We start from the raw sequence: 14,492 nt of genomic DNA on the forward strand, positions 1-14,492 counted from the left end.
TTGACCGGTGGTCTGTTTCGTTTTAAAGCTTTGTCGCGATACAGCGATGCCGGAACACTCATTTATTTTACCTCTAACTTCTTGTACTTCTACCCTAATATCACAGATCTCTATGTCATTTATTCTAGAGACCTATGCATATAACATTCCATAAAGGCAGGTGATTCATAAGCTTGGCATCATGAGTATGTTTTTCGTGCAACGTATTATCGGATTTACAAGAATTTAATTTTTATTTATAGCGAAGGGGGAATTTATTTTGAGTAAGAAATTATCAATCTTGATGGTCACTCTTCTTATGATCATGACAATTCTATCGGCATGCTCCGGGGGCGAGAAAGCAGCAGAGCCGCCAAAAGAGAATCCACCTGCAACAACAGAAAATAATACGGAGAAACCTACTGAACCTGCACCTGCACCTACGCCTGCAGAAGAAGGTAAGAATGACGGAATTTTTCCGGCTGCTGATAAATCACTTAATCCTGCGTTGGCCGCTAACCGCAAAGATACTCTTATTGTTGGTATGACTTCGCCAAAAGGAACATTCAGTCCACTATTCTGGTCCACAGCTTATGACAAATATGTCGTTCAAACGGTATTCGACAGCTTCCTAGTAGTTCAAGGTGACGGTACATACGCGGAAAACCTTGCTGAGAAAATTGACGTGTCCGAAGACGGCCTAAAATATACGTTCCACTTGAAACCGGGTGTTAAGTACCATGACGGAACTCCGGTAACCGTTAAAGACTATTATTTCGTGCTTAAAGCGCTTCATGATCCAAGCTATGACGGTGAATCCGATATTCTCGCCGACAAGATCAAAGGCGGTCAAGAATATCATGACGGTAAAGCGAAGGACATTTCTGGTGTCAAAATTATCGATGATAACACCGTAGAAGTTGAAGTAACAGAATTAAACGCGCAAACCAAAAATAATCTAGGTACGATCGAGTTAATGCCAGAAGCTTACTACGGCAAAGGCTATAAATTCGGCAACCTGGATTCCGTAAAGGCACTTAGCGACAAGCCGGTAGGAACAGGCGCATATGTCATGAAGAAGTTCACCCCGGGCCAAGAAGTTGTGCTAGAAGCGAATGCGAACTACCACAGAGGTGCGCCAAAAATTAAAAACGTCATTTTCAAAACAACGACCGACGAGACCGAAATGGCCATGCTGCAAACCGGCGAAATCGACATGGACATGGTATCGGTTAACGCGGATAGCGTTGAAGAACTAAAAGGTATGGGATTCCTAGATGTTAACATCTTCCCTACCAACGGTTACGGATATATCTCATTCAACCATAAAGACAAGAAGTTCCAGGATGTTAAAGTTCGTCAAGCCTTAACTTACGGTCTGAACCGTAAAGAAGTTGTAGCAGGGATCTACGGCATCTATGCTGACGTTATTAACATTCCGGAATCCAAGATTGGTTGGGCTTACACGAATGAAGGTATTGAAGCGTATGAGTTCGATACAGAGAAAGCGAAGCAGCTTCTAGACGAAGCAGGCTGGAAAGTCGGAGCCGACGGCATCCGTGAGAAAGACGGACAGAAGTTCAAAATCAACTTCTCCGCAACGGCTGATAATCCGGTCATTGAATCACTTCTTCCAATCATGACGAAGAACTACAAAGAACTCGGCATCGATATTTCCGCTGAAACGTTGGATTTCAATGCGATCATCGACAAGACGAAGACCGGCAATTTCGAAATGTACTTCTTGGCTTGGGGGTTAACGCCAGATCCAGATAGTACGGTATACATTACAAAAGGTTCACAGAACAATATCTCCTACTCCAACAAAACCGTCGATGAATTGATGCTGAAAGGCAAGAAGACGCTTGATGTTGAAGGCCGTAAAGGAGTTTACAAACAAGTATTCCAAGAGATTAACAAAGATTTACCTGTTATCTTCTTATACCAAAGAAGAGACATGTGGGGTATTAACTCAAGAATCACGGGTTGGGACATTACGCCGTATAAAGATTTCACTTTTAGCTTGTATCAAGCTGAAATTACTCAATAACAGCATGACACTATATGCTCAGCTCACTCGAGCTGGGCATATCCACTTATAAGCCAGGAGGAATAATATGAAGCAGTACATAATCCGTAGGCTGCTGCAGATGATCCCAACGATGATTGGTATATCTATCATTGTATTTATCATTTCTGCTATGGTTCCAGGGGACTTCATTACAGCGAAGAACTCTCCGTACATGACGGCTGAGAAAGCTGCACAACTAAGAGAGATATACGGTCTCGATAAACCTGTCGTGGAGCGCTACTTCACATGGGCCGGCAACATGCTCAAAGGGAACATGGGTGATTCACTGCAGCACAAACAACCAGTCACGAAGGTTGTAAATAACTACGTTTGGAACTCCTTTATCATTGCTTTCGTCAGCTTGCTGTTAAGTTGGCTCATTGCTGTTTTTGCTGGTGTTTTCTCGGCGAAGTTTCAATACTCATTATTTGATAAGTTTGTCACCTTATTCATATTTCTGTGTATGTCACTACCTTCGTTCTTTATTGGACTCTTGCTAATCCTGAAATTCAGTGTGCAGTTTGGTCTATTCCCTGTCGGCGGTATGACAACGGCCGGACTTGGAGCTACAGGATGGGAACACATTAAAGATGTCGCCTACCATATGTTCTTGCCTACCCTTGTATTGACCATGCTCAGCACAGGCAGCCTTACCCGTTATTTCCGTACAGGCATGCTGGAAGTTATTCGTCAGGATTATATCAGAACCGCTCGCGCTAAGGGATTGAAAGAGCGAACGGTTATCTTCAAACATGCGCTTCGTAATGCGCTGCTTCCGGCAATTACCCTGCTTGGTTTCGAACTCCCCGGTTTGTTCGGCGGCGCGATCATTCTAGAGAAAGTATTTATTTGGCCGGGTGTCGGGCAAGTCTATCTCGAATCGATCAGCGTACGAGACTATCCATTTATGTTAGGCTTCACAATATTTTTAGCTGCGCTGACACTGCTGGGAAATCTGCTATCCGATGTCCTGTACGGAATCGCAGATCCAAGAATTCGCTTAAAGTAGGAGGAGATTCAGTTGTCCGTTGAGGTAGCATCCTTAGAGAAGAATACACAAGTAGTTCCTGTTAAGCAGCCGGATTCTCCATGGAGATCGGCCATACGCCGTTTTACTCGCAACCGTCTTGCCTTGATGGGGCTTATCATATTAATTTTTATGTTTCTAATGAGTTTTGCTGGACCATTATTCTCTCCCTATGTCTTGGACGACTATGATATAACCTTGAAGAATCTGGCACCAAACAGTGAGCATTGGCTCGGTACCGATAAGCTTGGACGTGACATTCTATTGCGGGTGATGCTTGCAGGACGAATCTCGCTCACGGTCGGCCTGATTGCAACAGGCATCTCGGTTGTGATCGGTGCTACACTCGGTGCATTAGCCGGTTATTACCGTAGAGGTGTAGATACATTCATCATGCGTTTAGCAGACATTTTCATGGCGTTGCCTAGCTTTCCGATTCTTATTATTCTAGGGGCCATCCTCTCTGATCTGAAGGTTGATGCAAACGACCGCATTTATTTCTTAATGCTGATTATCGGGGTATTAGGATGGACCGGGTTATCACGTCTTGTCCGAGGACAAATCCTAACCCTTCGCGAAATGGAGTTCATGCAAGCGACAGACGCGCTCGGACTTCGTGATAGACGCAAAATATTCCGTCATCTCATGCCCAATGTCGTACCGATCATTATCGTTTCGGCGACGCTCGGTGTAGCAGGTGCCATCCTCTATGAATCCGCGCTAAGTTGGCTTGGAATCGGCGTGGTGCCTCCAACACCATCATGGGGCAATATGATTTCTGCGGCCAATAACATGATAGACTTTCGCAAGAGACCTTGGCTGTGGATCCCGCCAGGCCTTTGTATCCTGATTACCGTAACGGCCATTAACCTGATAGGCGACGGTCTTCGCGACGCTCTAGACCCGAAAATGAAAAATAGATAATGTCCCCGTTATTTTCAAGATAGGAGATGCGATATGGCAAAAGATTTAGTTGAATTTCGTAACTTAAAGACGCATTTTCGAACGACCGCCGGTGTTGTGAAAGCAGTCGATGATGTCAGCTTTACGATCCGCGAAGGGGAAACACTCTGTGTCGTCGGTGAGTCCGGCTGCGGTAAGAGCGTAACAGCGATGTCCCTCATGCGGTTGATTGAGACACCAGCAGGTGATATTGTCGGTGGTGAGATATGGTTCGAGGGGAAAGATATCCTTAAATTAAACAAAAAAGAAATGAGCCGAATTCGAGGAAATGAAATCTCAATTATATTCCAAGAGCCGATGTCATCGCTCAACCCGGTTCTCACGATCGGGGAACAAATTACGGAACCGATCATGATTCATCTACTGTTGAGCAAAAAGAAAGCTCGGATCAAGGCAATCGAGTTAATCAATCTTGTTGGAATACCCCGAGCAGAAGAAATATTCCATGCCTACCCTCATGAACTCAGCGGTGGTATGCGCCAGCGGATTATGATTGCCATCGCGCTCAGCTGCAATCCCAAGCTATTAATTGCCGATGAACCAACGACAGCCCTCGACGTAACAATTCAAGCCCAAATCTTGGATTTAATGCGGGATATCAAGCAAAAAATCAACACATCCATCATGCTCATTACACATGACCTTGGTGTTGTAGCCGAGATGGCCGATTTCGTCGTCGTCATGTATGCCGGGAAGGTCATTGAAGAAGCCCCTGTGCTGGAGCTGTTCAAAGATCCGCAGCACCCATACACGCAAGGACTCCTAAAAGCAAAGCCTATTATCAATCAAGAACAAGAACGTCTGTATTCCATTCCGGGACAGGTACCTAACCCGATCGAATTGGAAGATAACTGTCATTTCCATGATCGGTGCCAGTTCTGTATGGAAATTTGTAGACAGAAGCAACCTCCCCTCCGTACACATGATAATGCAAAACATAAAACAGCTTGCTGGTTGTATGAAGAGGAGGCAAAACGTCAATGAGCGAAGCTATGATTCAAGTCGAGAACTTAAAAAAATACTTTCCGATAACAGGCGGTGTCTTTCAACGTACGATCGGTAACGTGAGGGCAGTCGACGGTATATCGTTCCAAATCAACAAAGGCGAATCCTTCGGTCTCGTAGGCGAATCGGGATGCGGCAAGAGCACCATCGGGAGAACGCTGCTGCGGTTAAACGATAAGACCGATGGTAAAGTCCTGTTCAATGGTCGGGATATCTATGCACTGCCTAAGGAAAAGATGCGCGAGCTTCGTCCTAAGATGCAAATTGTATTCCAGGACCCATTTAGCTCATTAAACCCCCGCATTAAAGTGGGCGAAGCCATTGGAGAAGCGTTAATTGATCACAATCTATGCGATCGTAAACATGTTCGCGAACGAGTCATCGAAACCATGGAAATATGCGGCCTAGCGCGTTATCATTACGATCGTTTCCCGCATGAGTTCTCCGGCGGTCAACGGCAGCGGATTGGGATCGCTCGCGCATTGATTATGAATCCGGAGTTTATCGTGGCTGACGAGCCGGTCTCTGCGCTCGACGTCTCGATTCAGGCCCAAATCATTAATCTGCTAAGTGATCTGCAACGGGAAAAACAGCTGACTTATTTATTCATTTCCCACGATCTTAGCGTCGTGGAGCATTTATGTAACCGTGTTGGGGTTATGTATCTTGGTTCAATGGTGGAGATGGCAAGCAAAAAGGAACTATTCAGCAACCCGCTTCATCCTTATACCAAAGCGCTCATGTCAGCAATCCCTATTCCTGACCCTACCGTTAAGCGGAATCGAATTGTGCTAAAAGGTGATATTCCGAGCCCAGCAAACCCTCCTTCTGGTTGTAAGTTTCATACGCGATGTCCAATTGCGTCTGATCGATGTATGAACGAACAACCCGAATACAAGAATGTAGGTAATGACCATTTTGTAGCTTGTCATTTTGTGTAAGACCTCAACCTCTATTCAACATAAAAGCACTAGCTGGAAGTTTTCCTTCCGGCTAGTGCTTTTTCTTCTGTCACCTATACGGTTACCACGATTTGATTTAAAAATGCGCGAATTTGCTTATCGAGTCCCCTCGGATCCTCCACCGGCAAATAATGTCCGCAATGCGGCATTTGACAGGATTGCACCTGCGGCACTTGTCGCTTAATTAACTGTAAGCTCTTCATAATCGACGGCAATTCCTTATCCCCGTGCAAGACTAACCATGGTTGGTTAACGTCTTGAATCTTGCCTTTCAATTCTTTACGGAATGCTTCAAGCTCGAGCATTTTCGATGGCTGCACTGCAAATGTATCAAAGTAAGGCGTGAGTTCCTCTTTGGAACTTCGTTCAAATGGAGATAATCCGCCATTAATTTTCATATCCTTCCGCGCTAAGATCTTCAGCATGGACATCTGTAGGATCGAATAAGGCTGCAAATTCGGTGAGATGGTCACGAGCCCCTTCACACGCGATTTGTACTGCAAAGCTACCCGTATGGCTTCTAAGCAGCCAGCACCATGTCCAATACAGATCCATTCTTCGTTCTCAGCAGCTTCTGCTTCATAATCCATTTGTATCTGTCCTAGGGGTGGGAATGTCGCCACACATTGGGTAGTATAGCCCTGCTGCTCTAAATAGCGCTGGAGCTGACCGAATGTTTCTACTTTCATATTTAACCCCGGAAACAACCATATCTTCGTAATCACTTGAATTCCTCCATCATGCTCTGTACTTCTGTCATAACCTCAAGCAACTCAGTATCCTCAATCTGAATCGTTAAATGGTAAAAAGGAAAAGGAGCCTGTTCCCAGCACTCCAATTGTGAGACATATTGTCTTGCTTCACGAATCAGCTGACCTAGGTTGATCCCCAGGATCTGATCCGGATAATGAATCAATTTCTCAATCCCTGCCATGAACAATTTGCGAGAACCCGTCACATTCCCATTCTCGAAATGATACAATCCCACGGCAATTTGGAGCAAGCCTTGGCATAGCGGGTTACGACCCTCTTCTAACCAGAGCTCCTCCATCACTTCATGACACTCATAATAATCCCTATTCCAATTAAAATGGATTAAGAATTGAATGTACAGCCGATCATACATCATATTTCGTCAACAACATCATCCGGTTTCTTTTTAACTTGAACGAACGTAGCTTCGACACGCTTATAAAGCTCTTTAATGCCTTCCTCATCTTCGTTCATCCAGAGTTCATTGAATTGATGCTGGAACGCAATGGCTTCACGGATATGGTGATGGAAGTACAACTCCGAGATGTAGTTTAAGATTTTGGTTGTGATATTCGACTTTTCTTCGAAGCTAATCTGCGCATCGAGAATTTCTTGACGAATACTGGACATCTCGTTATCCAGTACAAATGCTGCTTCTGCCGCCTTCTTCAATCGAATACGCATTTCCCCTGGCAGACTTTCACGATATTTGTAATTCAGAGAATGTTCAATCGTCGCCCAGAAGTTCATCGCAAGCGTTCGGATCTGAATCTCTGCTAGCACTCTCTTCTGTCCAAGCGCAGTCTGAACCGGATACTCAATAATCATATGGAAACTACGGTATCCACTCTCTTTGTAATTCGTAATATAATCCTTCTCGTAGATCACACTTAAATCTTTACGTTCACGAATATATTCTGCGACACGGCGAATATCATCTACGAACTGGCACATAATGCGTATGCCTGCGATATCCTCAATCCCCGTATCGATATTTTCCATAGCTACATTAAGTCGTTTCGCTTTATCGAGAATGCTGGAAATTTTCTTCACACGACCGGTCACGAACTCTATTGGTGCATACTCTTCACGCTTTTTCAATTCTGCACGCATCGTCTTGAATTTGACTTTTAATTCTTCCACGGCTTGTTCATATGGTAGCAAAAACTTTCCCCAATCTCTTCCGTCCATCAGAACGCCTCCTGTACTCAAGTTTCCGCCCAAGTTAACGATGATCCGCACCCACTGCTTCGGAAATATGGGCATATCCGTCTCTTCTTAACAATTCCCTTAATCCTTGATGTAATTCGCGATTAATGCCTGGCCCATTATAAATTAATGCCGTATAAATCTCCACCAAGCTAGCTCCAGCGCGAATTTTATCGTACGCATCTTGACTTGTGAATATGCCACCGGAACCAATGATTGGCAGTTTGCCATCCGTCTGGCTATAAATGCGGTGGATAATCTCCGTTGAACGATCACGAAGCGGCTTGCCGCTTAAGCCCCCAGCTTCCTTCTTATTCACGTGCAGAAGACCTTCCCTCGATAGGGTCGTATTCGTTGCAATAATACCCGCAACACCGCTCTCCGCGATCGTGGCAATCATATACTCTAACTCATCATCATTGACGTCTGGAGCAATTTTGACGAGAACCGATTTGGGTTGTCCCGTACTCTTCGCTGCCTGCCGATCCCGCTCTTCCGTCACCGCCTGAAGCAGCTCCTTCAATTCATTGCCATGCTGCAAATTACGCAAATCCGGTGTATTCGGTGAACTAATGTTCACGACAAAGAAGTCCGCTTCCGAATACAAGTCACGGATTAATGATTGATAGTCATCCGCTGCATGTTCATTTGGTGTCACTTTATTCTTGCCAATGTTGACCGCAACAGGGATTCTGCGCGATTTGAGAGATGCGAACCGTTCTTTCATCGCTGCCGCACCTTCATTATTGAATCCCATCCGATTAATGAGCGCTTCGTCCTCTGGTAAGCGAAACAAGCGCGGTGTTTCATTGCCTGATTGACCTTTCGGCGTCACTGTTCCGACTTCCATAAAGCCAAAACCGATCGAAGAGAACCCTTCTATGGCTGCGCCATTCTTATCAAGCCCTGCTGCAAGCCCAATCGGATTCGGGAAATGAATGCCGAATAAATCAACATCGAGATCTGCCGTTTCCTGGACACTGTACAAGCCACGCATTATCGCTAATGCCCCAGGAACCTTGTCGCCAATCTTTAGACCGCCTATTGTAAAATGATGCGCCTTCTCCGCATCCATCTTGAATAAGTACGGTTTCAATATTTTTTGATAAAGCAAGTTGTCCACTCCGTTCTCATCTATACGTCGTTCCATTTCTCCTACAAATATTTTATCCGTTTCCGCCAAAAAAGGAAAGTCTGTTCGCCCCTCAAAAACCATGAAACTCTAGATATTCGGCAGGAAAACGATTACAATAGGTTTATATCTATTACTTTATTGATAAAGAGAGGTTGAACCACAATGTCTACAAAAAGAAAACCCCCGACGATGACGCATAAGCCGAAGGAAGAGGTTAATAAGAAAGCCATCATTTGGACAGGCGCTATTTTCGTTATACTTGTTGTCATTGTAGCTGTTCTGATTCTGATCCAATAAAGCTATTCCTCTATTTAATTCAACCATTTATAGACTTTATGGGGATTCGTCTGATTCTGGCCTTGCTGCGGTCTAACCTTGAAAGGTTGCTGCGGTTCTACAAGATCATCAGGTAGAATTCCCTTTTTAATGACCACTTTCGTACCAAGGGGCACCATATCGAACAATTCCTCGACATCTGCTTGACGCATTCGTATACAACCATGGGATTCATCTTTTCCAATGCTCGCCGGCTCATTCGTGCCATGAATGGCATAGAGCGTATCTGATAACGTCATTCCTCGGCTGCCAAATTCACCGTTTGACTTCCCGTTGGGGTTTTTGACCTTTTCGCTGATTTCGAATGATCCTTCCGGCGTCTGATCACCACCAAGTCCGACCTCATAGCTCCTCCAAATCACGCGACCTGATACGACAGCTAGCCGATGATTCTGTTTGTCGATCACAATCTTATAGGGTTCATCAAACAGCATTTTGGCCGAATTCGTACTCATATTAACAGTAAGTGCAGCGGGAGAGTCAACGATTGATTGTTTATCCCCAGACTCTAGTTTACTTGATTTGTCTTGCCCTAGAATAGTCTGTCTCTGATTCAAGGGTGTGAATAATGAACGCATATTCGGCGTATTGCCGGCCATCACATTCCTCGGATAGGAATCGGTAAGATCCGCAATTTGCGCGGGTTTCTTGCTATAGATTTGCTGATATCCCATGATCCCAGACCGCAGCGATTGAATTTCTTCGATTTGTGTGACCCAATTTGCAATATAGGTCCGCGTAGAACGTGGTATATCCGGTGTGCAATCGCAGACCGCAGGGTCGAATACTTGCACATCATATGTCCGATGACTTGATGAAGTGACAGGATCCTCTTGCTGCTTCACTTCCCCCATCACTTGCGGTTGATGCGACCATAATAGCCATGAACCACGCTGCTTCAGCTCCAGTACGACGGCTCGCTGCCCCGGATTTCCTTGGATCATGTGGGAAGAGATCGCTTGCTGCCAAGCAGTACCTGCCTTCTCCTTATCTCCTACGAGGTAGATCATTGGCTGCTCTTGCGGCTTCGACGGCTTGGTTACCTCTAGAGGGAGTTGAAGGTCTGTAGGCTCCGCACCCGGTGCGCTAGAAATCCCGCATATAAGTAATAGCATGAGCGCAATCATGGACCACCTACGCCTTGCGATCCGTTTACGTTGTCGTTCAATAAGCTGTCGCTCCCGCTCGGCTGCTTCTAACAGCCACTTCGCTGGAATTTGTGTATGCTCGAATGCTTCATAGACATCCCCTGCCTGATTGAAGCAATAATTTGCTTTGCCGATCTGCCCTGTCGCCTCATATTCCTTGCCTAACAGATACCATGACATTCGGTTATCGGGATGGGACTCTACATATCTTTTTAGAAAAGGAATATCTTTCATAATGTCTCCTCCTTCTTATGCAATCCCTACCCCATATATCGGCATTTCACTGCGATCCTTGAACCGTTGTAACGGATACCAAAAAACCCCAGCCCAAAGGACTGGAGTCTTATGTGTAATGTAGATTCTATGATAATGAATACGGATTAGTTAAATGGTGTGTCCGCGATTTTGATAGAATCAGTTGGGCAACCATCTGCTGCATCTTGAAGATCATCGTAAAGATCCTCTGGAATTTCAGTTGTTCCCATATTGTTGTCCCCATCAAAAATTACTTCTGCAATACCTTCATCGTCATAATCATAAATATCTGGTGCAGTTGCACCACACGCGCCACAGGCGATACAAGTATCTTTTTCAACCCAAGTGAATTTTGCCACGGCCAATTTTCCCTCCTGTTATAGGTCCAATCTTTCATTACCCTCACCAATCAATATAATACAAAAACGAGCTAATTTCAAACAGTTTGTCATTATTTTCTAAGCAAAGCTGCATAATGCGATCATTCTTGTTCCTTATTCTCCTGCCGGCTGAAATCCATCTGTAAAGAAGTACCGCGAATTCGATGATTTCTTATCAAGGCTGACGGGTCATCCGTGAGCATACCAGCGGTCAATATTGCATTCTCGCCAAATTTATCCCTGAGCTTATCCATCGCTACATTCAACTGATCCTTCTTCGGCTGTTTCTCATAATCGAACAAATCCAATTGAATCGCCGTCTCCGATTTGGGGACTAAATTCTGCAGCGCAACACCCAGTAGTCGGACAGGCATATAGGCAGGCCAGTGGCGATCGAACAACGCACAGGCGTCACGATAAATTTCATCCGCTGTATCTGTTGGAATATCCCGAGTAGACGATCTCGTAATCGTCTTCATATCCGGCGTTCGTATCGTGATCTGAATCGTCTTCGCCATCAATTGTTGTCTGCGCATACGCCGTCCTACCTGATCGGATAAATTCAAGAGCACTCGATGTGCATCGTTTCGGCTGCTCACATCATTTGGCAATGTTGTTGTATGCCCAATGGATTTACTCTGTTCCCGCTCCGGATTCACGGGGGATTCATCAACCCCATTAGCGGCTTGCTTCAGCCATGTCCCAATTACGCCGAATGCATTGAGCAGTTTACGCTCATCCGCCTGTGCTAGCTGACCAATCGTGTAGATTTGATGCTTTTTCAGTTTCTGCGCTGTTTTCTCGCCAATCCCGAATAAGCTGTTGCACGGCTCTTCCCAGAGCACCTTAGGCATGTCTCGACGCCGGAGAACGGTAATGCCATTAGGTTTTTTCATATCTGAGGCCATCTTCGCAAGCAGCTTATTCGGCCCGATGCCGATGGAACAAGGAAGTGACAGCTCATCACGAATTCGACGCTGTATATCCTCCGCAATCTCGAGCGGCGTACCGAACTGCTTCGATCCGGTAATATCCATATAACACTCGTCGATTGACATCGCTTCGACGAGCGGTGTATATTCATTGGCCAGCTTCATGAACGCATTCGAATATCTTCGATATAAATGAAAGTCTGGCTGAATAATAATTAATGAAGGACAAATCTTCAATGCCTGACGCACTTGCATTCCGGTTCGAATCCCCAGCTTCCGCGCAGCATAGGAGCAAGTGACAATGATCCCTTTGCGCAGCTCTATACTCCCGGCTACAGCCGTTGGTTTATCCATATACAAATGTGGCTCTTCGGCCGCATGCACGGAGCAGTAGAAGGCATTCATATCCACGTGCAGAATGACGCGGCCTTTCTCAGGATAAAATTGCTCTGTATTCGATCTCAATGGTTCTCACCCAATTTCTGCAAGCTTCATCCATCTCTTCTCAGCATACCTTGTCATTTCGAAGGGGGTCAAGTTCAAGGAAGTAGAAAAATATTGAATTTTCTATCTACTTTCTACCAATACCGTATGTTATAATAAGAAATTATACTTCTAGATCGAATTCATTACTTCCTAAAGGAGGCCCTCTCATGTCAACGGCAATTTCAATCTTTGATACGACACTGCGCGATGGGACGCAAGGCGAAGGCATCAGCTTATCCGCTGATGACAAGCTCAAAATCGCGAAAAAACTCGACACCTTTGGTGTTCATTATATTGAAGGCGGTAATCCAGGCAGTAACGGCAAAGACATTGAATTTTTCAAACGAGCAGTGAATTTGAATTTACGAGCGAAGCTCACTGCATTCGGAAGCACTAGACGCAAAGACTCAGATGCCACGCAGGATGCGAACTTGAATCGCATTGTAGAATCTGGCGTGAAAGCGGCAACTTTGGTCGGGAAGTCATGGGATTTCCATGTTCATACCGCATTACAGACGACGCTTGAAGAAAATCTTGCGATGATCTATGATTCCATTGCGTTCCTGAAACGCAACCATCTAGAAGTTATTTTCGATGCGGAGCATTTCTTCGACGGGTACAAGAACAACCCTGAATACGCCGTCGCTGTACTCAAACGCGCCCAGGAAGCTGGAGCGGATTGGGTTACGATGTGCGACACAAATGGCGGCACCTTGCCAAGCGAGGTGTTCGATATTGTCAGCAACATCTCGAATGAACTGACAGCCAAGCTTAGTATTCACACCCATAATGATTGCGAACTAGCCGTTGCTAACACGTTAGCTGCTGTGCAAGCAGGCGCAAGACAAGTACAAGGCACAATCAATGGCTATGGAGAACGCTGCGGCAATGCCAATCTCTGCTCCATTATTCCAAATTTACAGCTCAAAATGGGCTACAATTGCATACCGGAAGAGCAGATGAGTCAATTAACAAATGTCTCGCGTTACGTCAGTGAAATCGCAAATGTGCTCATGCCTGTGAACCAAGCCTATGTGGGTAATGCCGCTTTCGCTCACAAAGGCGGTATCCATGTCTCTGCGATCATGCGAGATTCACGTACTTACGAGCACATCGTTCCTGAATCTGTCGGGAACAAGCAGCGCGTACTCGTCTCTGAACTTGCGGGACAGAGCAATATCCTATCGCGTGCGCAAGATCTCGGCATAGAGCTTGACTCCAATAATCCGCTGACGAAAGATGTCATGGGCAAGATCAAGGATTTGGAACACCAAGGTTATTCCTTCGAAGGCGCTGACGCTTCCCTCGAACTGTTGCTTCGCCAAGCGAATGGTGAGATGACTGAGTTATTCACACTCGAATCGTTCAAGATGACCGTTGAGAAGACAGCAGACCGTCCGGTCGTCTCAGAGGCTATTGTGAAGATCCGAATTGATGACGAGAGCATCTACACGGTTGCGGAAGGTAACGGACCTGTGAACGCACTCGATAATGCACTACGTAAAGCGTTGCTTCAGCACTTCCCAACGCTGAAAGATATGCATCTCTCTGACTATAAAGTTCGGGTCATGGACGATCAAGATGCTACTTCTGCGAAAGTACGCGTACTCATTGAATCAACCGACTTTAATAATCGGTGGAATACCGTTGGCGTATCCGGCAATATTATCGAAGCCAGCTGGGAAGCACTTGTCGATAGTATACGCTATGCATTACTCGGCCAGACGAAGGTGGAAGGCGTGCCTGTTCCCGAACCTCAACGCTTTGGTCTTGTGAACCACTAATACCTATCACAATACGAAACCCTCAAACTCACTTAGAGCTTGAGGGTTTATTGTTGTTGCACGCTTA

Annotated in this window: 14 protein-coding genes; 7 read left to right on the forward strand and 7 right to left on the reverse strand. The window is 45.5% G+C overall.

Going from position 1 to position 14,492, the window contains the following annotated elements:
- Nucleotides 1-283 precede the first annotated feature (283 nt).
- The 5 genes from AC3WU2_RS25830 (at nt 284) to AC3WU2_RS25850 (ending at nt 5,986) form a co-directional block, all read left to right on the forward strand.
- Nucleotides 284-2,029, forward strand: coding sequence for an ABC transporter substrate-binding protein (locus AC3WU2_RS25830; RefSeq protein ID WP_492457862.1), 1,746 nt, complete (start codon nt 284-286; stop codon nt 2,027-2,029).
- A 67-nt stretch (nt 2,030-2,096) separates the two neighbouring features.
- On the forward strand, nt 2,097-3,059 hold the full coding sequence (locus AC3WU2_RS25835) for an ABC transporter permease (protein WP_492457841.1): 963 nt from the start codon (nt 2,097-2,099) through the stop codon (nt 3,057-3,059).
- Nucleotides 3,060-3,071: 12 nt separating this feature from the next.
- The gene (opp4C, locus tag AC3WU2_RS25840; RefSeq protein WP_492457842.1) at nt 3,072-4,001 is read left to right on the forward strand and encodes an oligopeptide ABC transporter permease; all 930 of its coding nucleotides are present in this window, start codon (nt 3,072-3,074) and stop codon (nt 3,999-4,001) included.
- Nucleotides 4,002-4,034: 33 nt separating this feature from the next.
- The gene (locus AC3WU2_RS25845; protein WP_492457843.1) at nt 4,035-5,024 is read left to right on the forward strand and encodes an ABC transporter ATP-binding protein; all 990 of its coding nucleotides are present in this window, start codon (nt 4,035-4,037) and stop codon (nt 5,022-5,024) included.
- Nucleotides 5,021-5,986, forward strand: a complete 966-nt coding sequence (locus AC3WU2_RS25850) for an ABC transporter ATP-binding protein (RefSeq protein WP_492457844.1) — start codon at nt 5,021-5,023, stop codon at nt 5,984-5,986. Before AC3WU2_RS25845 ends, AC3WU2_RS25850 begins: the two co-directional genes overlap by 4 nt.
- A gap of 74 nt (nt 5,987-6,060) precedes the next feature.
- Here the strand turns inward: AC3WU2_RS25850 and AC3WU2_RS25855 are convergent, their stop codons facing one another.
- Genes AC3WU2_RS25855 through AC3WU2_RS25870 form a run of 4 tightly spaced genes read right to left on the reverse strand, consistent with a single transcriptional unit; the run spans nt 6,061 to nt 9,083 of the window.
- Nucleotides 6,061-6,732, reverse strand: coding sequence for an alpha/beta fold hydrolase (locus AC3WU2_RS25855; protein ID WP_492457845.1), 672 nt, complete (start codon nt 6,730-6,732; stop codon nt 6,061-6,063).
- Nucleotides 6,729-7,136, reverse strand: coding sequence for a DUF309 domain-containing protein (locus AC3WU2_RS25860; protein WP_492457846.1), 408 nt, complete (start codon nt 7,134-7,136; stop codon nt 6,729-6,731). Before AC3WU2_RS25860 ends, AC3WU2_RS25855 begins: the two co-directional genes overlap by 4 nt.
- Entirely contained in the window at nt 7,133-7,951 is an 819-nt protein-coding gene (gene yjbM / locus AC3WU2_RS25865) for a GTP diphosphokinase (protein WP_314588787.1), read from the reverse strand. The genes AC3WU2_RS25860 and yjbM overlap by 4 nt, the downstream gene beginning before the upstream one ends.
- Before the next feature lie 34 nt (nt 7,952-7,985).
- A complete protein-coding gene (locus AC3WU2_RS25870; RefSeq protein WP_492457863.1) occupies nt 7,986-9,083 on the reverse strand; it encodes a quinone-dependent dihydroorotate dehydrogenase in 1,098 nt (365 codons plus the stop codon).
- A gap of 183 nt (nt 9,084-9,266) precedes the next feature.
- On the opposite strand from AC3WU2_RS25870, the gene AC3WU2_RS25875 reads away from it, so the two are divergent.
- Nucleotides 9,267-9,401 (forward strand): hypothetical protein, encoded by a 135-nt coding sequence (locus AC3WU2_RS25875; protein WP_018755790.1) that lies wholly within the window; start codon nt 9,267-9,269, stop codon nt 9,399-9,401.
- Between the two features lie 14 nt (nt 9,402-9,415).
- Here the strand turns inward: AC3WU2_RS25875 and AC3WU2_RS25880 are convergent, their stop codons facing one another.
- The 3 genes from AC3WU2_RS25880 to AC3WU2_RS25890 all read right to left on the reverse strand — a co-directional run bounded on the left by AC3WU2_RS25880 (nt 9,416) and on the right by AC3WU2_RS25890 (nt 12,620).
- The gene (locus AC3WU2_RS25880; RefSeq protein WP_492457847.1) at nt 9,416-10,822 is read right to left on the reverse strand and encodes a L,D-transpeptidase; all 1,407 of its coding nucleotides are present in this window, start codon (nt 10,820-10,822) and stop codon (nt 9,416-9,418) included.
- Between the two features lie 146 nt (nt 10,823-10,968).
- Nucleotides 10,969-11,202 (reverse strand): ferredoxin, encoded by a 234-nt coding sequence (locus tag AC3WU2_RS25885; RefSeq protein WP_026263794.1) that lies wholly within the window; start codon nt 11,200-11,202, stop codon nt 10,969-10,971.
- A 122-nt stretch (nt 11,203-11,324) separates the two neighbouring features.
- On the reverse strand, nt 11,325-12,620 hold the full coding sequence (locus AC3WU2_RS25890; RefSeq protein WP_018755793.1) for a DNA polymerase IV: 1,296 nt from the start codon (nt 12,618-12,620) through the stop codon (nt 11,325-11,327).
- A gap of 188 nt (nt 12,621-12,808) precedes the next feature.
- Between AC3WU2_RS25890 and cimA the strand changes: the two genes are divergently transcribed.
- A complete protein-coding gene (gene cimA / locus AC3WU2_RS25895) occupies nt 12,809-14,425 on the forward strand; it encodes a citramalate synthase (protein WP_018755794.1) in 1,617 nt (538 codons plus the stop codon).
- Nucleotides 14,426-14,492: the final 67 nt, after the last annotated feature.

It is taken from the genome of Paenibacillus sp. EB106-05-06-XG162 (assembly GCF_058791655.1).